The 23,236-nt window shown below is 50.6% G+C and carries 17 protein-coding genes; 12 read left to right on the plus strand and 5 right to left on the minus strand.

All coding sequences use genetic code 11. The features are described from left to right. Positions 1-59: 59 nt before the first annotated feature. A complete protein-coding gene (locus ABIC22_RS12580; protein ID WP_354481178.1) occupies positions 60-1,490 on the minus strand; it encodes a VanW family protein in 1,431 nt (476 codons plus the stop codon). Between the two features lie 252 nt (positions 1,491-1,742). On the opposite strand from ABIC22_RS12580, the gene ftsE reads away from it, so the two are divergent. From ftsE to ABIC22_RS12605, 5 genes are all read left to right on the plus strand, one after another. After that, on the plus strand, positions 1,743-2,429 hold the full coding sequence (ftsE, locus tag ABIC22_RS12585; RefSeq protein ID WP_095291427.1) for a cell division ATP-binding protein FtsE: 687 nt from the start codon (positions 1,743-1,745) through the stop codon (positions 2,427-2,429). Continuing rightward, positions 2,419-3,336, plus strand: a complete 918-nt coding sequence (gene ftsX, locus ABIC22_RS12590) for a permease-like cell division protein FtsX (protein WP_354481181.1) — start codon at positions 2,419-2,421, stop codon at positions 3,334-3,336. The genes ftsE and ftsX overlap by 11 nt, the downstream gene beginning before the upstream one ends. Positions 3,337-3,522: 186 nt before the next feature. Then, a complete protein-coding gene (locus ABIC22_RS12595) occupies positions 3,523-4,800 on the plus strand; it encodes a murein hydrolase activator EnvC family protein (protein WP_095359897.1) in 1,278 nt (425 codons plus the stop codon). A gap of 133 nt (positions 4,801-4,933) precedes the next feature. Next, positions 4,934-6,385 carry a S41 family peptidase gene (locus ABIC22_RS12600; RefSeq protein WP_354481186.1) on the plus strand — a complete coding sequence of 484 codons (1,452 nt, stop codon included), beginning with the start codon at positions 4,934-4,936 and terminating at the stop codon, positions 6,383-6,385. A gap of 85 nt (positions 6,386-6,470) precedes the next feature. Next, positions 6,471-7,802 (plus strand): PDZ domain-containing protein, encoded by a 1,332-nt coding sequence (locus ABIC22_RS12605; RefSeq protein WP_354481189.1) that lies wholly within the window; start codon positions 6,471-6,473, stop codon positions 7,800-7,802. 63 nt (positions 7,803-7,865) lie between these two features. Here the strand turns inward: ABIC22_RS12605 and ABIC22_RS12610 are convergent, their stop codons facing one another. Both ABIC22_RS12610 and ABIC22_RS12615 read right to left on the minus strand, forming a co-directional pair. Next, entirely contained in the window at positions 7,866-8,561 is a 696-nt protein-coding gene (locus ABIC22_RS12610) for a response regulator (protein WP_354481191.1), read from the minus strand. A 20-nt stretch (positions 8,562-8,581) separates the two neighbouring features. Continuing rightward, complete coding sequence (locus ABIC22_RS12615) at positions 8,582-9,847, minus strand: sensor histidine kinase (protein WP_354481194.1); 1,266 nt, start codon at positions 9,845-9,847, stop codon at positions 8,582-8,584. Positions 9,848-10,053: 206 nt separating this feature from the next. Here ABIC22_RS12615 and ABIC22_RS12620 point away from each other — a divergent pair, with 206 nt between their 5' ends. The 6 genes from ABIC22_RS12620 to ABIC22_RS12645 all read left to right on the plus strand — a co-directional run bounded on the left by ABIC22_RS12620 (position 10,054) and on the right by ABIC22_RS12645 (position 18,746). After that, positions 10,054-10,989 carry an ABC transporter ATP-binding protein gene (locus tag ABIC22_RS12620; RefSeq protein WP_336782113.1) on the plus strand — a complete coding sequence of 312 codons (936 nt, stop codon included), beginning with the start codon at positions 10,054-10,056 and terminating at the stop codon, positions 10,987-10,989. Positions 10,990-11,001: 12 nt separating this feature from the next. Beyond that, positions 11,002-12,186 carry an ABC transporter permease gene (locus ABIC22_RS12625; protein ID WP_354481198.1) on the plus strand — a complete coding sequence of 395 codons (1,185 nt, stop codon included), beginning with the start codon at positions 11,002-11,004 and terminating at the stop codon, positions 12,184-12,186. Beyond that, positions 12,179-13,363: an ABC transporter permease gene (locus tag ABIC22_RS12630; protein WP_354481200.1), complete on the plus strand. Its 1,185-nt coding sequence runs from the start codon at positions 12,179-12,181 to the stop codon at positions 13,361-13,363. Before ABIC22_RS12625 ends, ABIC22_RS12630 begins: the two co-directional genes overlap by 8 nt. A 340-nt stretch (positions 13,364-13,703) precedes the next feature. Beyond that, positions 13,704-15,401 carry a molecular chaperone HscC gene (locus tag ABIC22_RS12635; protein ID WP_095359889.1) on the plus strand — a complete coding sequence of 566 codons (1,698 nt, stop codon included), beginning with the start codon at positions 13,704-13,706 and terminating at the stop codon, positions 15,399-15,401. A 7-nt stretch (positions 15,402-15,408) separates the two neighbouring features. Further along, entirely contained in the window at positions 15,409-18,042 is a 2,634-nt protein-coding gene (locus tag ABIC22_RS12640) for a tetratricopeptide repeat protein (protein WP_354481203.1), read from the plus strand. 17 nt (positions 18,043-18,059) lie between these two features. Beyond that, on the plus strand, positions 18,060-18,746 hold the full coding sequence (locus ABIC22_RS12645; protein WP_354481206.1) for a DUF1266 domain-containing protein: 687 nt from the start codon (positions 18,060-18,062) through the stop codon (positions 18,744-18,746). 91 nt (positions 18,747-18,837) lie between these two features. Here the strand turns inward: ABIC22_RS12645 and ABIC22_RS12650 are convergent, their stop codons facing one another. Together ABIC22_RS12650 and ABIC22_RS12655 are read right to left on the minus strand one after the other, a co-directional pair. Beyond that, positions 18,838-19,647: a flagellar motor protein MotB gene (locus ABIC22_RS12650; RefSeq protein WP_354481209.1), complete on the minus strand. Its 810-nt coding sequence runs from the start codon at positions 19,645-19,647 to the stop codon at positions 18,838-18,840. Then, the gene (locus tag ABIC22_RS12655) at positions 19,631-20,428 is read right to left on the minus strand and encodes a flagellar motor protein (protein WP_127540963.1); all 798 of its coding nucleotides are present in this window, start codon (positions 20,426-20,428) and stop codon (positions 19,631-19,633) included. The genes ABIC22_RS12650 and ABIC22_RS12655 overlap by 17 nt, the downstream gene beginning before the upstream one ends. A gap of 169 nt (positions 20,429-20,597) precedes the next feature. Here ABIC22_RS12655 and uvrB point away from each other — a divergent pair, with 169 nt between their 5' ends. Beyond that, positions 20,598-22,589: an excinuclease ABC subunit UvrB gene (gene uvrB, locus ABIC22_RS12660; protein ID WP_095291456.1), complete on the plus strand. Its 1,992-nt coding sequence runs from the start codon at positions 20,598-20,600 to the stop codon at positions 22,587-22,589. Positions 22,590-23,236: the final 647 nt, after the last annotated feature.

Here is a 23,236-nt window from a genome sequence, read left to right on the forward strand (position 1 = left end):
ACACCATTCTATCTCCACGCGGAGCAATAGAGAGGTGTGTCTTTTACTTTGTCCAACTCTTATGGCTGTTTGGTATCACTCACACCGTCCTCAACAACAGAAGGCTCCTGCGGATCTGGCAGGCTGCTATGACCTGAACGTGCGATAAGGCGATCCTGAGCTTTGTAGGTATCTCGCGAAATGGTTTTGGACTCCACCACTTTGCCATCCACCTTCTTGATACGTACGGTTTCCACAATGTAGCCAGGCTGTCCGTTTTGCAAAACCTGCTGGGCACCATCCGGCAGCACATTGCTGGATACATACTTTACAGGGGCGCTTAGCGTTTCGATGGTGTGGGATTCGAGTGCGTAGCTGACATTCTCGGGAAAAGTACCAAAAAATTTGACGGTTAATTGGTGATTCTTCACTTCAGCAAGGATCAGCAGGGATTTGCCCGTATTGTTCTTGAAACGGAAATTGATAGCGCCGGAAGCAAAAGTGGCGTCCAGTCCTTTCGGCAAATATTTGACGGGTATCGAATGGTTGCGCCGCTCGACAATATCAAGTCCAGTTAACAAGGCTGCATTGTATACGGTACTGGACACCTGACATATGCCTCCGCCAATCCCGGGGGTGAGACGCCCCCTAACAATAACCGGGGCTTCGCGGAAGCCGTATTCCTTCTCGGCATGTCGAATGATCTTTTCATAGTCGAACATGCCGCCAGGCTCCAAAATCATGCCGTTCACGGATTGTGCTGCTGCACTGACATTATGTATGCGTCCTTCCGTGCTGCTTCCCAGCCCTGTGGAGAACTGGATGATCTTCCGCTCAATGCCTTCCTTGCGTAAAGACTCCACCGTGACTTCAGGCTGCTGGGTGTATAGCGGCAGCTGAATTAACAGTGCGGCAGGTTTGTCCCCATTGTCCAGCACGGTGAAATCGTGGGGAAGCTTCGCCAGCAGCCTGGCCTCCAGTTCATCCCAGGCGATCCGCCGGACGCCTTTCTCCGGGATGTACTGGACCTTGTCGTTTGCGGTGATTCGCCGGACAGCGTCTGCGGGGGTTCCGAAGGTTTCCTTTTCCCACTCAGGGCTCAAACGTGTTCTAAGGGATTGGATATTGTACCGTTGTTCGAGAGGCCATTCCTCCGCGAAATGATAACGGGCATACGCACGTTCCCACACATTCCCTTCCTCCAGCTTATGCACCGCTGCACGAAAGGCGTCCGCACTGTAATCCGCACCGGCTTCGATCGCAGTCATGTTCAGCGTCAGGGAGGGCTCATCCACCTCCAGCGTAACAGGCCAGTCCCCCAGCTTTTTCAAACGTTCGTCCAGTCCCAGCAGCGCCTCGCTCCGATTCACGCCGCCGACCTGCCAGCCGCCAACCTGCACCTTACTCGGCAAAGCGGGCTGGTTCACATACATATACAACAATCCGTAGGAAGCGGAGCCGATAAAGAGAATGGAAAACACGACAATGACGGCCAAATGTATTTTTTTCATATCCGTACGCTCCTTTTTACTTCTGATGTTCCGCATTTCGTAACACTTTCTATATATATGATCCAATGCAGGAAAACTTTCGGGTACTCAATAGGTAACAAATTTGTTACAATATATTTTATATGTTTCCATCCAGAGGATCGAAATAAGGGTAAAATGGATTGCTCCTGATGAAATTCAGGTCTTTTTAAAGGAATTGCCGGGATTGTGTCGAAATGATAATGGCTAACTATGTGAGCAGGAAGTGATGATGTGATAGAAATGCAGGACGTGTGGAAGACCTACGCCAATGGGACCCACGCATTACAAGGGGTGTCGGTGAAGATCGACCGCAATGAATTTGTGTATATCGTCGGTCCGTCCGGCGCAGGTAAATCAACATTTATGAAACTGATGTACAGAGAAGAAATTCCGACCAAAGGACAAATATCCATCAATGGATTTAATATCGGCAAGTTGAAACCACGCAAGATTCCTTATGTGCGCCGCAACATCGGTGTAGTGTTTCAGGACTTCCGTCTCTTGCCCAAGATGACGGCGTTTGAGAACGTGGCTTTTGCCATGGAGGTTATTGAGGCACCAAAGCGTCACATCAAGAAACGGGTGATGGAAGTGCTCGATCTGGTGGGACTGCGCAGCAAGGCGAATCGTGAACCTTCGCAATTGTCAGGAGGGGAACAGCAGCGTATTGCCATCGCACGGGCGATTGTAAACAATCCGTCAGTGATTATCGCGGACGAGCCTACGGGTAACCTTGATCCGGAGACGTCATGGGGCATTATGCAGCTGCTGGATGAGATCAATTTCAGAGGAACGACGATTGTCATGGCAACCCATAACAAGGATATCGTGAACACGATGCGTAAACGGGTTATCGCCATTGAGCGCGGCCAGATTGTACGGGATCAGATGAGAGGGGAATACGGTTATGAATTTTAGTACTCTCTTGCGCCATATGCGGGAGGGATTTAAAAACGTATTCCGCAATGGCTGGATGTCCGTGGCATCCATCATGTCGATCATCGTGTCGCTGCTGATCCTTGGCGTATTCATGCTGCTGGTACTGAATGTGAACTCCATGGCTAACCAGGTGGACAGTCAGGTAGAGATCAGTACGTTTCTGGAGCTGAATGTGGATGAGGGCCTGCGCAATACGCTGCAGCAGGAGATCAGTGCAATGCCGGAAGTGAGTGAAATTCGCTTTGTTTCCAAGGAAGAGGGACTCAAGGAGTTCCGTGAACGTCTTGGCGACAGTGCCAATAACGTGCTTGACGGTTTCGATGTGGATAATAATCCGCTGCCGGAGACGATTGAAGTGGAGGTCATTGAACCGGAAACCGTCACTTTTGTGGCGCAAAAAATTGAAGCCTTGAACGAAAAGCACCCGGAGAAGCCGATCATGAAAGTGAACTACGGCAAGGAAACGGTGGATGTACTGTTTAAATTCACAAGACTTGTCCGGAATATCGGATTTATTTTTGTAGGGGGACTGGCACTGATGTCCATGTTCCTGATCTCGAATACGATTCGCGTAACGATTTTGGCCCGCCGCCGGGAGATCGGCATCATGAAGCTCGTGGGTGCAACGAACACGTTCATTCGCTGGCCTTTCTTTATTGAAGGAGCACTTATTGGATTTATCGGTTCAGTGATTACGGTAGCCGTACTGTTCTTCGGTTACAGCCGCCTGCTGGCTACCATTGGTCAGGATGTATTCATGCAAATGCTTAATCTGATTCCGCTCAGCGACATTTGGTTGCTGTTTGGAACCCTTTTGATCGGGCTCGGTGTGCTGGTAGGTATTTTGGGAAGTACACTGTCCATTCGCAAGTCGCTTAAGGTTTGATGTTTTATTACTGAAATTGCAGAAATTGTCGAAATAGAATGACAAAGCAGGTTCACAATTGGACGCTGTTTGACGATATGTAGGGAAGACGCACTCTTAATTAGATGGAAGAAAGCATAAGAACATGATGTTCACCACCTGTGCAGGTTGCTTTCTTGTGAATTCATAGGATGGGGGATCAACATTTTGAAAAAAACAGCTTCGCTGCTGGCCTTTACGTTATTGGCCGGATTGACGCTTCAACCTTCGGACGGATATGCCAAGAGTAGCATTAGCGACATCGATCAACAGATTAGCCAGCTGGAGAGCAAGGCGGCTGCGGCCAAACAGGAACAGAAAAAGGCTGCTGCCAACAAGAAGGAAGCCCAGCATTACAAGAACAAAACCAATGCCTATCTGAAGGTTGTCATGGAGCAGATCAATGTTGTCAGTGATGAACTGGCCAATGTTTCCTTGGAAATTGAGAATACGGAAGAAAATCTTCGAACGACGAAAAAAGATCTCCAGGCTGCAGAGGAGCGCATTGTTGCAAGGGAGAAATTGCTGGAATCGCGTGTACGTCTGATGTATACCGATGGAGCAGTATCCTATCTGGATGTGTTGTTGTCTTCAACAAGTTTCTCGGATTTCCTGACCCGTGCAGATTCGCTGAAAACCATTGTGGATCAGGACCAGCATCTGCTGGATGAGCACAAAAAGGACAAGCAGCTCGTTGTCGACAAAAAGGCTGAACTGGACAAGCAGTATGCGGAAGCCAAAAGCCTTTATGCACAAAAGAAACAACGTAAAGCCCAGTTAAATGAAAAGGAACAGGAGAAGCAGGTGCTTCTGGCTTCCTATGATGCTAAAATTGAAGAGTCGGAAGAACTGACGCAGGAGCAGGAAGATATGTTGGTTCAGATCGCCAGCAAGCGTTCAGCATTGCTTCAGGAAAAAAACAAACTTCGTGAGCAGCAGGCAGCCGCCGCTGCCAAAGCAAAAGCTGCCGCAGCAGCTCGGGCTGCAGCCGCAGCGAAGGCGCCAACGAAAGTCAGCACAGGCAGCAGTGAAACCACGTATACAGCGGGAAATGGTATCTTCTCCAAACCGGTATCCGGCGGACGCATTTCCTCGCCATTCGGTCGTCGTACACACCCAATTACGGGTGAAGTAGGCAAGATGCACAATGGTACCGATTTTGCTGTACCTGTGGGAACCTCGGTTCATGCAGCATCAGGCGGTATCGTTATCATGGCGGAGTGGTACAGTGGTTACGGTTATACCGTTATCGTAGACCATGGTGGCGGACTCTGGACATTGTATGGTCACCTGCGTGAAGGCGGATTTAAGGTAAGCAAGGGTGATACAGTGAGCAAAGGCGACCTTATTGCCGAGTCGGGCAACACGGGTAATTCAACCGGACCTCACTTGCACTTCGAAGTTCGTGAAAATGGTACGCCAGTGAATCCGATGAATTACCTGTAATGGATTGACTGTGAAGGAATGGAAAAGACATATTCCGTACAAGCTAGACATATACTAAGCTGGCATGTTCAGGGAATGGATTCGGGCACATGGAATCTGACACGCTTCAAAACTAAAGGCGGTGAGCAAACGGATGATGAAGAAAAGATCGGCGCTGCTGCTTGCCATTGTAGCCCTCCTTGGAGGGAGCCTGCTTACGCTGGTACTGATGAGTTATCCCGGTGTGGCCAATCAGACCACCTCGGGTGAAGGCCTGCTGGCCAGTGTAACCGGCAATACGCAGCAGAAGAACGATTTGAAGAAGATTGAAACCGCAATGGATTTGATCTCAAGCAACTACTATAAAGATGTAGATAAGACCAAGCTGATCGATGGTGCGATCAACGGTATGATGGAATCCCTTGGCGATCCATACTCCAATTACATGGGACAGGAAACGGCTGCCCAGTTTGAGGAATCCATTGAAGGATCCTTTACCGGGATCGGGGCCGAGGTATCCTCGCAGGATGGAAACGTCGTTGTCGTTTCCCCGATCAAAGGATCACCTGCCGAGAAAGCGGGTATTCGCGCGAAAGACATGATCATGTCTGTGAACGGCGAATCTCTGCAAGGCCTTGAATTAAACAAGGCTGTTAACAAAATCAGAGGTCCAAAGGGCAGTGAAGCCAAGGTCCAAGTGAAGCGTGCCGGTTCTACAGAATTGATTGAATTTGTCATTGTGCGTGATGACATTGATCTCGAGACTATATATGCCCACATGGAGGATAACGGTGTAGGTGTCATTACCATCACCCAATTCTCGCTGAATACCGGAGAACGCTTCAAGGAAGAACTGGCCAATCTGGAGAAACAGAACATGAAGGGTCTGGTCATTGACGTTCGTAATGATCCGGGCGGCGTACTGCAAGTCGTTATCGACATTGCCGAGCAGTTTGTTCCGAAAGGCAAAGTGATCGTGCAGGTCGAGGACAAAAATGGCAAACGTGAGCAAAGCAAATCGAATGGTTCCAGCAAGTCGTACCCGATTACGGTACTGATGAACAAAGGAAGCGCAAGTGCGTCGGAAATTTTGGCCGGTGCATTGCAGCAGTCGGCAGGCGCAACGCTGGTTGGCGAAAACTCCTTTGGTAAAGGTACGGTACAGACGAGCTATGACAAGCAAATGGGTGATGGCAGCCTGCTGAAAATCACCATTGCGAAATGGCTGACTCCGAATGGAGACTGGATTCATGAAAAAGGCATCAAACCGGATATTGCGGTGAACCAGCCGGATTACTTCTCGGTGGCACCGATTAACAAAGAGAAATTACCTTTGAAATATGACAGCAATAGCACGGATGTGAAAAGTGCGCAGACGATGCTGAGAGGACTCGACTTCAAGCCAGATCGTGTAGATGGATACTATGACCAGAAGACGCAAGAAGCGGTCAAAGCATTCCAGAAGCAGAAAGGCATTGAGGCCACCGGCGAGATCGATGAGAAAACTGCTGAATCACTGGAAGCGGCTCTGATTGAACGTATTGCCAATCCTCAATATGATGCACAGCTGAAGCGCGCGATCGAAAATGTCTCAAAGGATATTTAGACCGTCGTGTCGAAGCCATTAAGAAGGCTGATTATCAGCCTTCTTTTTTTCTGAACCGGCTGAAAGAGAGGGGTGACGGGCCATCATGGAATGGGCTTGGCCATGGTTAACGACATTAGGGGAAGCAGTGCTGCAGTTGTTTACTCAGCCGTTTTATTATATTGCGGTCATTTTGATTGCACTGATCTATCATCGTCAATTATTACAGGAACGTAGGTTGTTCCATGTTCGTCTGCAAAGCTCCATCACCCAGACGATCCGTGCCTTACTCGGAGGGATCGTCATTGGCATCATCGTCTCGGTAATATCCATCTTCCTCGGGGCGCATCTTACACTTGCCAGTGTCATTTGCATATGGGCCGCCACGTTAATTCTGGCATTGTTCCGTATTCGCTATCTGTGCTTCGCCTACGCGGCAGGGCTGCTTGGCGTAGTGCAGTTTGGACTGAACCTGGCCTCAGGCTGGCAGCCGGCGGGATGGCTTGGCAGTGTCACGGAGGCATTGCGTGCGCTGGACATGCCTGCTTTACTAGTACTGGCTGCCTTACTGCATCTAGGTGAAGCGATGCTGGTTCGCTTGCAAGGGGTATCCATGGCTTCGCCATTGCTCTTTGAAGGCAAGCGCGGCAAGCTGGTCGGAGGATACCAGCTACAGCATTTCTGGCCGATCCCGATGCTAATTCTGGTCCCTGTAACGGGGAGCGGAGCAGAGCTCGCTTGGAGTCCTCTCTTGAATGCAGGAGGTGGCTATATGCTGATGGCTCTTCCGATCCTGCTTGGATTCGGCGAGGTTACGCAGAGTATGCTTCCTGGGCAAAAGGTACAGATATCCGCAAAGCGGCTCCTGCTCTACGGGACAGGCCTGCTTGTGCTCAGTCTCTTGGCGGCGTGGTGGTCACCACTTATGGTGGTTGCCGCTCTGGCAGCATTTATCGGCCATGAAATTCTGGTGTGGTACAGTGGGTTCGAGGAACAGCATCGCAGTCCGGTGTTTGTCCATCCGGTCCACGGCTTAAAGGTGCTTGGCATTATTCCAGATAGCCCTGCTGCAGAGCTGGGCATCGAAGCAGGAGAGACGCTGTATAAGGTGAACGGTGTAATGGTAGATTCACCGGAAGAACTGCATCGTGCACTGCGGATGAATCCGGCCTTTTGCAAACTGGAAGTTCGTAACCATCAGGGGGAGAGCAAATTTATGCAGCGGGCCATCTATGAAGGTGAACATCATCAGCTTGGGGTGCTTATGGCTCCGGTCAACCATGAAGCTTGGGCGGTGCAGCTCCGTCCGCTGACGTTGTTCCATATCATCACACTCAAATTGTTTGCCCGTCGCAAAAACAGTCGCAATGATGAGGCTCCGCTGGCTCTGCCGGCTCCGGCTCCGGCCGTGAACGAACAAGGATCGGTAGAAATGTAATAAATAAAGGGTACTTCACCGCTTGGACAAGCGAGGGAGTACCCTTTATGCTATGAGTTATAGCTATTTCTTCAACATAAAAATGGCGATCTGCGTCCGATCGCGCAGGCTTAGTTTGCCAAGAATCTCGGTGACATAGTTTTTGACTGTACCTTCACTCAAGAATAGTTTAGCCGCAATTTCCTTGTTGGACAGCCCCTCCGATATCGCTTCTGCAACGGCCAGTTCCGTTCGTGTCAGACCGTAAGTATCAAGAGGTGGTTGTGGATGTGATTGGGGAGCCGCAGACGGACGAAGCAGCCCCGCAAGCTTGCGGGCAATATCGGGGTGAATCAGCATATCACCGTTATGTACTGTTTTGATGCCTTGAATAATTCGGTCGGGGGGTACATTTTTGAGCAAATAACCACTAGCACCGTTCTGCAGAGCCTGGATAATGTATTCATCGTCGTCAAATGTCGTCAGCATCAGTACACGCATGTCAGGGAAGCGGGACTTGATGATACGGGTACCCTCCACGCCATTACAGTCCGGCATGCGGATATCCATTAATACAACGTCGGCAGCGGTTCCTGACTCCAGCAGTTCAAGTGCCTCACGTCCATTGGAGGCCGTGCCTGTGACGATAATGCCAGGATCAAGTCCGAGCAGGACCTTCAGGCTCTCGCGAATAAAAGAGTCATCGTCCGTGAGAATCAGCCGAATGGGCTGGATTTGATCAGCTTCTTTATGTTTATTTGTTTCCATTCGTTCAGACATGAGCAAAATCACTTCCTTTCTCAGATCAAATCAGCCTTCTTCATCATGGGCAAACGTGTAGTTACGGTGTAAGGGTAAGCCTGCCGGATCTCAAGCCGGCCTCCAATGGATTCTGTACGGAGTCGCATTCCTTCATGCCCCATTCCCGATGGACCCGAATCTGCTGCTGTGCTGCGGTTCGATTGCATGCCCTCAGGCCGGGCTCCTGCAGCCTGCTCCGTTCTGATTACTCCATCATTGCTGACGGACATGCAGACCTCGCGTTCTCCGAACTCCACTTCCACCATAATCGTACTGGCGTTGCCATGTCTCAGCGCATTGGTTAGCGCTTCTTTGGCATTTTTATATAGCACGATCTGCATGCTCGGATACAGCTCACGGGATGAGCCGCGGACTTCATAACTCGTCTTCACCCCAGTCTCCCTGCCTACCTCTTCCAGAAGAAGATCCAGTGCATAGGCTTCGGATACATACGAATGGGAACGCAGTTTGTGAAGTGTAGCACGCATGTCATCCATGCTTGCTGCCAATTGATCGCGTATTTGTCTTACCATTTCCGTACCTTGTTCGGTATCCAGGGGAAGGGTTAACAGGGCAGCCTCGGACATCATTTTCGTACGAATGAGGCGGTGTCCGATATCGTCATGAAGCTGCCTTGAAATCCGGGTCCGTTCTTCCTCCTGAGCCACTCCCTCAAGCTGCTTCGTGAACAGCAGCAGTTGTGCTCGAGCGTCTTGAAGCTCGTAATGTTTACTGCGAAGCTCATCATATACCTGTTCCAGCTGTCCGCGACTGCTTGCCATTCTGGAACCCTGCCAGGAGAGTGCGGCGGTAAGGACAATGATCAGGTTCCCCACCATTCTTCCTGCTATCTCCTCCGGAAAGGGAAATTTAGGTTCGGTAGAAACTGAGGCAAACCAAGGAAGCAGCTCTTGAGGCGGAGCGTATTGCCAATGTAATGCTATATTTGTGGCGACCAGCTGAGCCCCCAACATCAACCAGCGGGATGTCCCTTCAAGTCGATACATATACACATAGAGTATGGATAAGGACAAAAACAACATGAAGGGTCCGTATACAGCAATCAGCCAGCAGCTCCAGAGCATTTCAGCCAGGATGAGCAGCACATACCGAGTACGAGAACGGGCAAAGTCCTTGCAGACAGCGAGTCCCAGGGCAATGATGATATACAGCGTATATAAATCTTCCTGGTCCAAGGGCTGCATCAAAAGGTACAGGACCGCAGGAACGAGAATTAAACCGTATTGCAGAATACGCATCGGCATAAGTAAGAAACATCCTTTTAAAATAGAATGGGAAATTACGGGTATTGCACCCATGATTATAGCACAGCCTGCTTCTTATGCAGGAGGTGACTTAAGTCACCTTCATCTTATGACCTTTCGTACCTTCGCGGGACCATGGGATTCGATACAATACAGATATGAAATCTGGCGGCGGGATGCTGGAGTGGAAGAGGAGTGTATGAGCGATGGCTATTCTTGAAATGGAACATGTGGTCAAACGGTACGGCAGCAAACTTTCGGTGGATCACTTGAATCTTAGTGTGGAGCGGGGGGAGATATTTGGACTCTTAGGGCCGAACGGAGCCGGCAAAAGTACTACCATCAGTATGATTGCAGGTCTGCTCAGCATCGATCAGGGCGAAATCCGGCTGAATGGCATCTCAGTGAAGGAGCGACCGCTTGAAGTCAAACGCAAGATTGGACTTGTGCCGCAGGATCTGGCGCTGTATGAAGCGATGACTGCTGCGGAGAATGTCACTTTTTTTGCCAGACTATACGGACTTCGCGGGAAACTGTTGAAGGAGAGGGTGCAGGAATCGCTCGAATTTGTCGGGCTGCAGGATAAGGCGAAGGATGCCCCATCCACTTTCTCTGGCGGGATGAAACGCAGGCTGAACATCGCATGTGCCATTATGCACCGTCCGGATCTGATTATTATGGATGAGCCAACGGTTGGAATTGATCCCCAGTCGAGAAATCATATTTTGGAATCTGTGCGCACGCTTAACAAGATGGGGTCAACCATTATCTATACAAGCCATTACATGGAGGAAGTCGCGGCGATCAGTAACCGGGTGGCGATCATGGATCAGGGGCACATCATTGCCTGTGGCACCGAAGCGGAACTGAGAGAGCGGGTGGCGTCCGAGGAGAAAATCGTGCTAATCGCTTCGGGGATAGGACCCGGTGCCGTTGAGGAACTGAGGCTTCATCCGCGTGTACGTGCGGTAGAAGTGGCAGGAGATACCCTGACCATTACGCTGCCTTCGGCACAGCAGGACCTGCAGGATATCCTTTTCATCTGCAGCAAACACGAGATTGCCATTCAGTCGCTCAAGGTTGAAGAGCCCGATCTGGAGACATTGTTTCTCAATCTGACCGGTCGAACGCTGCGGGATTAGGAGGTAGCATGGATGAACATTTGGCATATTTGCATGTTTGAAATAAGGAGGATTCTGAGAATCCGATCTGTTCTCTTGAACCTGTTTGTTCTGCCGCTGCTGCTGATCTTTATTTTGGGAGCTGCGTTATCGAGTACGATGGATACGGGGAAGGACAACGTGCCTGGACAGGTACGCGTGGGAGTGATTCAGACAGGTTCGAATTCAGGTTCAGTCACAGAAGCCTTGAACGCATTTGTAGCGGCTCCGGCTGTATCCGAAATGATGAAAGTACAGCACTTTACGACTGAGGAGGAAGCAGAGCGTGATCTCCGGCAAGGTGAACTCGATTTTGCAGTCTTGATCCCGCCCGATCTGGAGGAACGGATGGCGAATGGGGAAGACGCCAAGCTGCAATGGATTCTGGGGAAAGACGGCACACTGAACATCGTAGGTGAGACGTTGTTTACCCGCTTCACGGATGAACTGAACAGGCATATGGCAACAGTGGAAGTGTTGGGACCGGAAGCAAGCATGGCCGTGGCATCCATGATTGATGAGGGTTCGGCCAATATCTCTTATGTTAACGTCAGCAACCCTGGAACATCAGGTACCTCATACAGTGCCTCTCAATATTATGCTGCATCCATGCTGGCCATGTTCATGTTATACGCAGGCATGACAACGAGCAGCAGCCTTTTTAGTGAGCGGGACAAGAAAACCTTAACCCGCCTGCAGGCTGCTCCCGTAGGCAATGGTGTCATTTTTGCAGGGAAAATTGCAGGCAACAGCCTCCTGGCCTTCATGCAGGCGCTGATTATTGTTCTGATGACCTATTGGCTATATGGTGTAAATTGGGGGTCACACCCTTGGCTGATTGTTCTGATCTGCGTACTGATTACCATATCTTCAATGATGATTGGCGTGATTGTGGCACTCGTGAGCAAAAGTGCGGCATCTGCAAGTGCGTTAATGCAGGGCATCATCATTGCCATGACGTTTATTAGCGGCGGCTTCACGCCGATTGCTATTGATTTTGTACAGCGGATTGGTGAATTTACGGTAAATCACTGGGCTCTGCAAAGTTTCCTGCGAATGATGCTGAACGCATCGATGAGCGAGATTATGCATAATATCCTCATGCTCGGTGTTGTGAGTGCCGTCTTGCTTGCCATTGCAGCTGTGATCTACGGGAAGGTGGGATACCGCTATGAATAGTCTGAATATTGCCTGGTTAATGATCAAACGCACCATAGGACGCAAACGGGGATTTATGGCTTTCCTGCTGCTTCCGTGCCTTGTTGTCACAGGAGCAGTTGCGTTATTTGGGAGTGAGCAAGCCACGCGGGCGGTTATTCCTTATGTAAACGAGGATCAAGGGGCAGCGGGTACGTGGATTGTGAATGAACTTAGGGGCAAGGAAGAATACCTGCTCAAGCCGATGAACACGGAGGCAGAACTGCGAGAAGCCATTACCCGGCAAAAGGGGAATGCGGGAATCATCATACCTGCTCATTTTACGGATGACTTGCTGCAAGGGAAGAACGTATCAATCGAGCTGGTTGAACTCCGTGTCAGTGAGAGTTCCTACACGTTGCGGGCTGCAATAGAAGGGATGGCTGCTGGCCTTCATCAGTCGGCCCAGGTTGTGATGGCGGCAATGAGTTCAGCTTCAAGTCAAGAACAGATTGCAGAATTGACAGCAACTCAAGAGCCATTCGAACAGCTGCTGCAGAAAACGGCGGAACATCAGATCTCCGGCGAAGCTACTGACCTGCAGATGTATCCCAAACCAGGACTGAACAATGTGACCGGATTTACGATCATGTTCATGATGGGGCTGCTGACCAGCGCAGTAGCTGTCATTATGGAAGACCGCAGGCAGCGGACGATGGCCAGAGTGTACACCGCTCCTGTTCGTGCATATGAAATTGCTCTCGGCAACTTCCTGGGCAGCTTTGCCATCGGCATGATTCAGATTTTACTGGTGCTTGGGATCAGCAGGTGGGTGCTGCACTATGACGCAGGTATTCCATTTGGCGTACATTTCCTCATCCTGGCTGCTTTTATGCTGGTATCCATGGGGATTGCGAGTACGGTGGCCGGATTGATTCGCGAATCCAAAAACGCAAACGTCCTGAATTCGCTTATTATCACACCAACCTGCATGATCGGAGGGTGCTTCTGGCCGCTGTCGATTATGCCGGATTATATGCAAAAGCTGGCGAACTTTGTCCCGCAAAAATGGACGATCCAAGCCGTTGAGACGATCTCTGCAGGCGGCACGCTGTCCGACATCAAACTGCCGCTGCTCATTCTGTGCGGCATGGCTGCCATATTGCTGACGGTCGGATCGGTTATTCTCCGTCCCAATCAGCCTGGTGTGGACGCATAACAATGTAAATCTACTGCGACCATTCAGGATTAGTTCATTTAATCACTAGAAAGACTTCCATAAATTCGAACGGCCGGGTGCACATTTGTGTATCCGGTTTTTGGGCTGTAATCAGGTAGGGAAGGTGCCAAGGGTCTGATTCGTGGTGCCTGCTTTTGGGTAAATCAGTGAAGTTATACCTATGTCCTCAGGTTGTTAATCTATGATAAATTGTTCGTTAAGGAATGAATTAGACAGGGTCCATCCGGTATGCCGGACTTGTATATGCCAGCATATAACAAGGCCTGTGGGATTGTCCTGTCATTTTATAGATGTTGAACAGAAAGAGGGTAAGTACTCCATGACAATCATCGGTATTGATCTGGGAACAACGAACAGCCTGGTATCCTGCTGGGCTGGCGGAGAACCCGTTATTATTCCAAATGCACTCGGCAACCGCCTGACGCCTTCCGTCGTTAGTGTCGACGACAACGGGGAGATGCTCGTCGGTGAAGTGGCCAAAGAGCGGCTGATTACACACCCCGAGCGGACAGCTTCTGTCTTCAAGAGGTATATGGGGACCGGGCGAACGTTCCATTTGGGTACATATCATTTTTTGCCGGAAGAATTATCGGCTTTTATATTGAAATCGCTGAAGGCGGATGCTGAAGCCTATCTGGGGGAGTCCGTGACCGAAGCGGTTATTAGCGTGCCTGCGTATTTCAATGATGCCCAGCGCAAGGCTACACAGCGAGCAGGAGAACTGGCTGGCCTCAAGGTGGAGCGCTTGCTCAGTGAGCCTACAGCCGCAGCTATAGCATACGGTCTGCATCAGCAGCAGCCAGAGACGAAATTTCTGGTATTTGATCTGGGCGGCGGTACATTTGATGTATCGGTCCTGGAACTGTTTGATCAGATCATGGAAGTGAAGTCGGTTGCCGGAGATAACTTCCTGGGGGGCGAGGATTTCACAAGACTATTGGCGGACATGTTTGCCGAGCAGCATCAGATTGAGCAGGATACGTTGTCAGGCAAGGCACAGTCAGCCCTTTGGAAGCAGGCCGAATCTTGCAAACGTGCGCTTGTTGATGGACGAGAAGGTACGATGTCCTTAACGCTGGAAGAGGGAGTAAGGGAACTTCGTGTTGACCGTGCAAGATTTGATCAGGCGGCTAAACCGTTATTGGCACGATTACAAAAACCGGTCGAGCGCGCATTGCGTGATGCTTCAGTCAAACTCAATGAGCTGGATGCCGTAATCCTGGTAGGCGGGGCTACGCGTATGCCGCTTATTTATTCTTTTACAGGCAAGTTGTTTGGCAGATTGCCTGCGAACCATCTGCATCCGGATGAGGCTGTAGCCCTCGGTGTGGGAATCCAGGCCGCAATGAAGGAACGCCATGCCGATCTGGAGGAAGTGATTCTGACAGACGTATGCCCGTATACACTGGGAACCTCTGTGTCGATGTCGCTTGGCAATGGACGTTTCGAATCAGGCATGTTTGCGCCGATCATTGAACGGAATACAGTCATCCCCGTTAGTAAAGTCGAGCGATACTATACAATGCACAACAATCAGGCATCCATTACTGCGGATATATATCAGGGAGAGAGCCGGCTGGCGAAGAACAATGTCAAGCTGGGGGAACTGACGATCTCGGTACCGCCTGCACCCGCGGGGCAACAGGCCGTAGATATCCGTTTCACGTACGATATTAACGGCATCCTGGAAGTGGAAGTGTCTTCGGTGGAGACAGGGGAGAAAAAGGTAGCGATCATACAGGGCAAAGAAAGTGACCTGTCCAAAGAGGAAATTGCCGAGCGATTCAAAGCGCTGGAAGCGATCAAGATCCATCCGCGGGACCGGATGGAGAACCGATTGCTTCTGGCTCGCGGAGAACGGATGTATGAAGAATCACTGGCCGAGTACCGTACGATTATTGCCGAGGCCATGCTGCAGTTCGAAGAGACACTCAAACGTCAGGACGACCGTGAAATCAGGAAAGAAGCAGAAAAGTTGAAGGAAGTACTGGATCAAATTGAAAGAGTGCGGGAGTGATATGTGAATGGACATCTGGACAAGATTGGGTCTTGAGCCTACGCAGGATACGGGAGCCATTAGACGTGCGTATGCGAAGCAGCTGCGAAGTACACATCCGGAAGATGATCCGGAGGGGTTCCAAGAATTGCGGTCAGCTTACGAGCAGGCCCTGAAGGCTGCGAAAGAACCGATGCCGGATCAGGAGCAGCTTACGGCGCAGGCCAGCCCGCAAGCACAGAATCAGTCCGATATGGAGCTCCGCTCTGTTCAGGCGGAAGGCTCTATGCATGAAGCGGCTTCCGAATCTGAAGAAGGTCCCGTCTACTTTACCGTGGATCACTGGGAGGCTCCTGTTGAGACGGCAGCCACTTCGCTTCAAGATGCCGCTTCCGTGGATGACACGGTCCACTTGCTTGGACGAGCACGTTTTATTGTAGAGGATGTATTCAAACGGGCAAATTCCGCCGTATGGGAGGACTGGCTGCAGAGCGAGGAACTATGGCAGCTGGACGTGAAATTTTATACGGGAACGGAATTGCTGCGGATGCTGTATGAACGTCCTTTTTTACCGAAAGCCATCTGGGGACGGTTGGATGACTTCTTCAGCTGGACGGAACAGCGGGAAGAGCTGAAAGAGGTGCTTCCGGAGGAAATCGCAGAGTATCCGGGCATGGAACTGGGGCGTCCGTGGGAGCTTCGTTATGACACGTTTGATCCGGGAAGAGAAGTAGACTATGAAACCTTCATTCGTTTGCGTGAAACTGCATTCCAACTGATGCTTCGAGGTGATATTGCGGAAGCCGCATCACACATTGATGCAGGTATGGCACTGTATCCGGATGACCCGGACCTGGTCCGGCTGGCCGCCAAATTCCACCTCTGGAACAAGGAGGAAAACGCCGCATTGGTATTGTTTGAAAGGCTGGCTGCACTCGAACCAGATGCAGTGGACGGGCTGCTGCATAGCGCAAGACTTCTGCATGCCGCCGGGCAGAGGGAGCAGGCTGAGCAGCTATACCGCAAGGTACTGGAACGCGAACCTCACCAACTGGATGCATTGAATGGATTGGCCTTGTTCTATCAGGAGCAGGGGGAATTGGAGACAGCACTCCACATGGTTGAGCAGATCGTTACTCAGTATCCTCACGACCTGGAGATGCAGATTACGCTGCTGGAACTGAAACAGAAACGGGTTGAGCAAAAGATCAGAGCGGCTGAGCAGCAAGCGGATGCGGTCGTTCGTCGCACGCTGCAGCGTGAAGCTGCCGAGGGGTATGCTGAACTGTGGAACGATGAGCAGCTTGTTCAGTATTTGGGCGAAATTAATGTAAACGAGGAGTTGGATGCAGCTTTGTATCTGCTCTGGGCCCAGGGCTTTGTTCGAATAGGCAAAGGCGAGGAAGGGATTGAAGCCCTGCAGTACGCTGAGGCTGCTGCGAGCAGGGAAGGAATCAGCAGCTTTCCGATTTTGCTTGAACGGGGCCAACTACACCTGCGGATGGACAATAATACGGCTGCCATAGAGGATTTGGGTAGAGCAGCAGAGATGGATCCGTCGCATGCGGAGGTCAGGCATTTGCTTGCGAGTGCTTACCAGAGAGAAGATCAGCTTGAGCCTGCCATTGAACTATCCGGTCAGGCGATTGCGCTGAATCCCGAGCCCTATGAATATTATTCGCTGCGGGCGCTTTGTTATTTTAGAATGGGACGTTATGAAGAAGCGCTTGCCGATTATGAGATTGTTGTGGTTAAGGAGCATGATTTTGCAAATGCCTGGTACCGGAAAGGGTTCGCACATTTGAAACTGGGGCAGTATGCTGAGGCCGTACAATCCCTTGAAACTTCTTTGGTCCATGAGCATGAAGCGGTCATTTATTATTATCTGGCCATTGCGCGAACGAAACTGGGGGAGATGGAACAGGCGCTGCACGATATCCGGCAATTCCGGAGCGAGAATCCGGGGGACCAGGACGGCCCTCTGATTGAAGGAGATATCCTGCGTTTACAGGGGCAGCTTATGCCGGCACACGATACATACGTCAACGGGTTAAATGAGCATCCGAACGTATATGAGCTTGCTAAAATGGCAGTCGTTTGCGTGATGGAGTCTGATATGCAGGACAAGGACCCACATTTGAACAAACTTGCGGACATAATGTCCAACATGGAGACCGTCGAAACGTGGGGATTGCTGTTCATTACACGATATCTGGTAGATGTCCAAGACTGGGCAAGTGTCCGAGCATATGTGGAAGCTTATATAGACGGAGAAGAACCGGAGGATATTGATCCTCATATCTGGTTGTATTCCGGGATTGCAGCCTATCATGCGGGGGATATGGACCAAGCCATTCTTGAACTGGGCAAAGCCTACGGCGCAGGTCTGCGGGGCGATGTGTGCAGTGTTCTGAGCATGGTGTATTACGATAAACATGATTGGGATCAGGCGCTAGCCTATGCCGAAGAGGCTATTCACAGTCAGCCAGACCACCCGGATTATGTTACGCGTCGTGACGCTATTTCTGCTCGTGCTGCAGAACGGGGATTTTCCTTTTTGAAAAAGCTTCGCAAATCCAAGCCGGCGTATGAACTGTGGCCTTCGGCTGTACCCCTTCAGCATCTGGAGCCAGATGAAGTCATGGACTTGCATTTTACATAGGAAGGAGGACAAGGATCATGGGACAGGACAGAGGAGCGGCTCAGGCTGTGCAGGGTGTTACGGATAAACAGCTGTGGTTTCGGGGCATGAGCGCCATCATGGATGAGATGAATGGACTGGATATACGCAACGATTACGAACATGATGAGAATGAAGAGGAAAAAGATCGATTCCGTACCTCTCTGGAAGAAGAATGGCGTATTCATAACAGGGAAGAGCTTCTGTCGGGTCTGGAATGGATCCGGGAAGGCGGGCATCGGGTTGCGTTTGAACAAATGAGGACTTTTATGAATGCATTATCGGAAGCCGATCAATGGAAGTGCATTCACTCCCTTAATCCGGAAACGGGCCGATATCATGAATACCTGGTGGTCAAAACGTATATGTACAAACTGCCCCCTGCCGGCATTGCAGCTTGGGATTGGGGAAGATACGCCAACCTGTGCCGTAAGAGTGCATATGTCGGGTTTATCACTGAAGTGGAGGCAGAACAATTGATTTTGGAGGCGGCCCTTGAAGCGCAATCGGCTTATTCTTCGTGGAAAGAGTACGCGATTGCTTTCCTGGCAGGCAGATTGTACTGGTTGGAGCAAACGGCCGAGCCGCTCGTTCAGCGTCAGGTGAATTATGTGCGTAATTTGTTCGTGCAATCGAACAGCATTTATAACAAAGTGGACTGGAATTTGAATTTGTCCCTACAGTAAAATAGAAACACAAAAGCACGTTCTACTGAATTCGGTTCAGCAGGAACGTGCTTTTTTGGTGAAGTGACGGGATGCCTCGTCCAATTGGAAATTAGGCTTGGGGTTGCAGCTGACGCAGTACGGTGATTTCGACCCGGCGGTTCTTTTGCCTACCGGCTGCGGTGGAATTATCACCTGTGGGACGTGTGTCTGCATAGCCTGCGTACTGAAACCCGTCAGGGTCCAGATTTTCTTTGTCCAGGAAAAACCGTAGCACAGATAGTGCGCGTTCACCGGAAAGTTCCCAGTTGTCTTTGTATGTGGAATTCGCGCCGACAGGCACGTTGTCGGTGTGTCCCTCGATGCTGACGACAGTGCTCAGGTCACGAAACAGGCTTGCGAGCTTGCTGAGTGTAGGTGCAGCGTCACTTTTGAGGGCAGCCTGTCCCTGATCGAACAGAAAGCGGTCACTCAGGGTGATGGAGATCCCCTGCGGATTATCTGCCACAAAAATCTGATTTTCCAGTTTATTATCTTCGATATACTGGGTAATCACATTGAACAGATTCTGCAGCTCCTCTTCCTGGGATCGAAACTGTTCTTCCCGCTCGGTCAGTGGCTGACCTTCTTCGGGAGATGTTGTATCTTCACCTTGGACCTCGGTTGGAGGAACTTCAGTGATGGTATGACCTGCAGTTTCATCGACTCCATTGCCAAGGTCAAGAATGGAATCGGATTGATTAAATGTATTTTGCAGTGATTGGGTTACCACGTCGTATTTGCCGGAGTCCAGATTGCTCATGGCGTACATGATGACAAAAAAGATCAGCAGAAGCGTAATGAGATCGGCATAGGTAATCATCCATCGATCCCGATGGTCACCAGGTTCACGTTTTCCGCGCCTTCTACTGCGCCGACTCATCCAATCCCTCCTTCACTACAGAACGTGAGATTTGACGATGAGTGAGTGTGAAGGACTCAAGCCGTTTCCGTACAAGATGAGGATTCTCCCCATTCTGAATGGCGAGCACACCTTCAAGCAGCATCTCCATCATCTGAATATCTTCAGCACCTCTGGACTTAATTTTGGAGGCAATGGGCAAAAAGATAAGATTGGCACTGGCTACCCCGTATAAGGTTGCCGTAAAGGCAACAGCGATGGCCGGGCCCAGTCCGGTAGGATCCGTCAGGCTGCCTAGAACCTGAATCAGTCCCATGACCGTACCGATAATACCCATGGTTGGAGCGTATCCTCCGGCGGACTCGAAGATTTTGGCATAGCCCTCATGCTTCTGTTCTACCGAATCGATCTCCAGCTCCATGATCTGACGGATCACATCCTGATCGGTGCCATCGACAACCATCTGGATACCGTCTTTCAGAAATGGATGCGGATGATCCATCACCTGGCGTTCCAGTGCAAGCACGCCCGAACGACGGGCAATGGAGGACATGTCCACCAATTCTTCCATCCACTTGCGCGGATCATTGTCATTACGACCAAACGCCATGCGCAGTGCTGCCGGAATGGTACGCAGCCGATGAGACGGGAAGCTGGCAACCACTGCAGCAATTGTTCCACCGAATACAATCAGAGCAGCCGTTTTTTGCACGAGGCCGGACAATTGACCGCCTTCCCACAAAAAACCGCTAATCACTGCGGCAATCCCGGCTATAATGCCGATAAGTGTCGCAATATCCATAAATTAACCCACTCCTGTCTTTACTTCACGTTTGCATCACATGTACGAACGAGGTATAATTATACGGGAACAAATATTCCTATTACTATAAGTTTTCCCATATGAAAATTCGGGGAACTTCGACAATATATAGTGACTATTATTTTAGACGATAGGGTGAGATACGGCAATGAGCGATATTATAATGAGCGACAAAACGTTCGAGATCGAGTCCGAGTTTTCTCCCCAAGGTGACCAGCCTGCTGCCATTGAAGAATTGGTGCAGGGTGTTCAGGAAGGGAAAAGATATCAGACGCTGCTGGGTGCAACGGGAACGGGTAAAACCTTCACAATTGCGCAGACGATTGCCAAGCTGCAACGTCCCACGCTGATTATTGCCCACAATAAAACGCTGGCAGCACAGCTTGCGAGTGAATTCAAAGAATTCTTTCCAAATAACATGGTTGAGTATTTTGTCAGTTACTACGATTACTATCAGCCAGAAGCATATATTCCGTCTTCCGATACGTATATCGAGAAGGACTCCAGCATCAACGAGGAAATTGACAAGCTTCGTCACGCCGCGACCAGTTCGCTGTTTGAACGCCGTGATGTCATTATTGTAGCGAGTGTGTCCTGTATCTACGGTTTGGGATCGCCGCATGACTACTCCAGCATGCTGCTGTCACTGCGCGTAGGGATGGAGAAGCCGCGTAATCAGATCTTGTCCCGATTGGTCGAGATTCAATATCAACGGAATGACATCAACTTCGTACGGGGAACATTCCGTGTGCGTGGCGACGTCGTAGAGATTTTCCCGGCATCCAAGGGTGAACATGCGATTCGGGTAGAGCTCTTCGGAGATGAGATTGAGAAAATTACGGAAATTGACGTGTTAACCGGAGAACTGATCGGTGAGCGCGATCATATTGCGATCTTCCCGGCATCTCACTTCGTAACCCAGGAAGAAACGATGCGGGTCGCACTTGTCAACATTGAGCGTGAACTGGAAGAACGGCTTGAAGTGCTGCGCGAACAAGGCAAATTGCTGGAGGCGCAGCGACTGGAGCAGCGTACACGTTATGATATCGAGATGATGAAGGAAGTTGGATTCTGTTCGGGGATCGAGAACTATTCAGGCCCGCTGACATTCCGTGAACGCGGTGATACGCCTTACACGCTGCTGGATTACTTCCCGGACGACATGCTGATCGTTGTCGATGAGTCCCACGTGACCCTGCCGCAGATCCGAGCCATGTATAACGGTGACCAGGCAAGGAAGACTGTTCTGGTGGATCATGGATTCCGCCTGCCGTCAGCACTGGATAACCGTCCGCTGAAATTTGAAGAGTTTGAAGAGAAGATGAACCAGATCATCTATGTATCTGCGACGCCAGGACCGTACGAGATTGAGCATACAGATACAATGGTGCAGCAGATCATTCGTCCGACCGGTCTGCTTGATCCAGTCATTGAACTTCGTCCAACGAAGGGACAGATCGATGACTTGATTGGCGAGATTAATGACCGGATTGCCAAGGACGAACGTGTGCTTATTACAACGCTGACGAAGAAGATGTCCGAGGACCTGACGGATTACCTGAAGGAAATTGGTATCAAGGTCCGCTATCTGCACTCCGAGATCAAGACATTGGAACGTATGGCGATCCTGCGTGATCTGAGGCTGGGAACATTCCATGTGCTGATCGGGATCAACCTGCTAAGAGAAGGTCTCGATTTACCGGAAGTTTCGCTTGTTGCCATTTTGGATGCCGATAAGGAAGGTTTCCTCCGTTCCGAACGTTCACTGATCCAAACGATCGGCCGGGCGGCACGGAACAGCGACGGTAAGGTTATTTTGTACGGTGATAAAGTGACCGATTCGATGGATAAAGCAATAAAAGAGACTGAACGCCGTCGTGAAATTCAAATAGCATATAACGAGAAGCATGGAATTACTCCACAGACGATCCGCAAAAAAGTGCGCGATGTGATCGAGGCAACCAAGGTTGCCGAATCCAAGAACGAGTATCTTACTGGCGCTGCCGAGAAGATGTCGAAGAAGGAGCGTCAGTCGCTTATTCAGCGTCTTGAGGCTGAGATGAAGGACGCCGCGAAGAACCTGCAGTTTGAGCGTGCAGCCGAGCTTCGCGATGCGTTGCTGGAGCTGCGTGCGGAGTAAATTGATAAATAGATATGCAACAAGAGAACGGCCAGTTGGCCGTTCTCTTGTTGAGTAAAGAACCGGCAAGGAATGACCGATAATTAGTCATGTTGAAAACCTGGAATCAGGTCTATACTGATAGAAATGTTGAAATTGGTTAAAAGGTTTATAGGAATGCACTTGGAAGTCGTGTAGAGGGGAGCCGAGCCGAAGGTAATGGCGACCACCGCGAGCGAGGCGGAGCAGTGAGCGCTTGGTGTTTAGTGGAGCCGAGCCAAAGGCAATGGCGACTTACCGCGAACGAGGCAGAGCCGTGAGCGCTTGGTGTTTAGTGGAGCCGAGCCAAAGGCAATGGCGACTTACCGCGAACGAGGCAGAGCCGTGAGCGCTTGGTGTTTAGTGGAGCCGAGCCAAAGGCAATGGCGACTTACCGCGAGCGAGGCAGTGCCGTGAGCGCTTGGTGTTTAGTGGAGCCGAGCCAAAGGCAATGGCGACTTACCGCGAACGAGGCAGAGCCGTGAGCGCCCTCTCGCAGTAGAGCAGCCTTCCAGGAGACCGGCAGTAGGCCGGTCTCCTGGAAGAAGCTGCGGGCACACGACACACCTTCACATAGCAAGACCCGACCCCACACCAAGCACAGCCGGTTTCGGGTGTCCAGAGGGCTG

It is taken from the genome of Paenibacillus sp. PvP094, from assembly GCF_040546835.1.
GTDB classification, from domain to species: domain Bacteria; phylum Bacillota; class Bacilli; order Paenibacillales; family Paenibacillaceae; genus Paenibacillus; species Paenibacillus illinoisensis.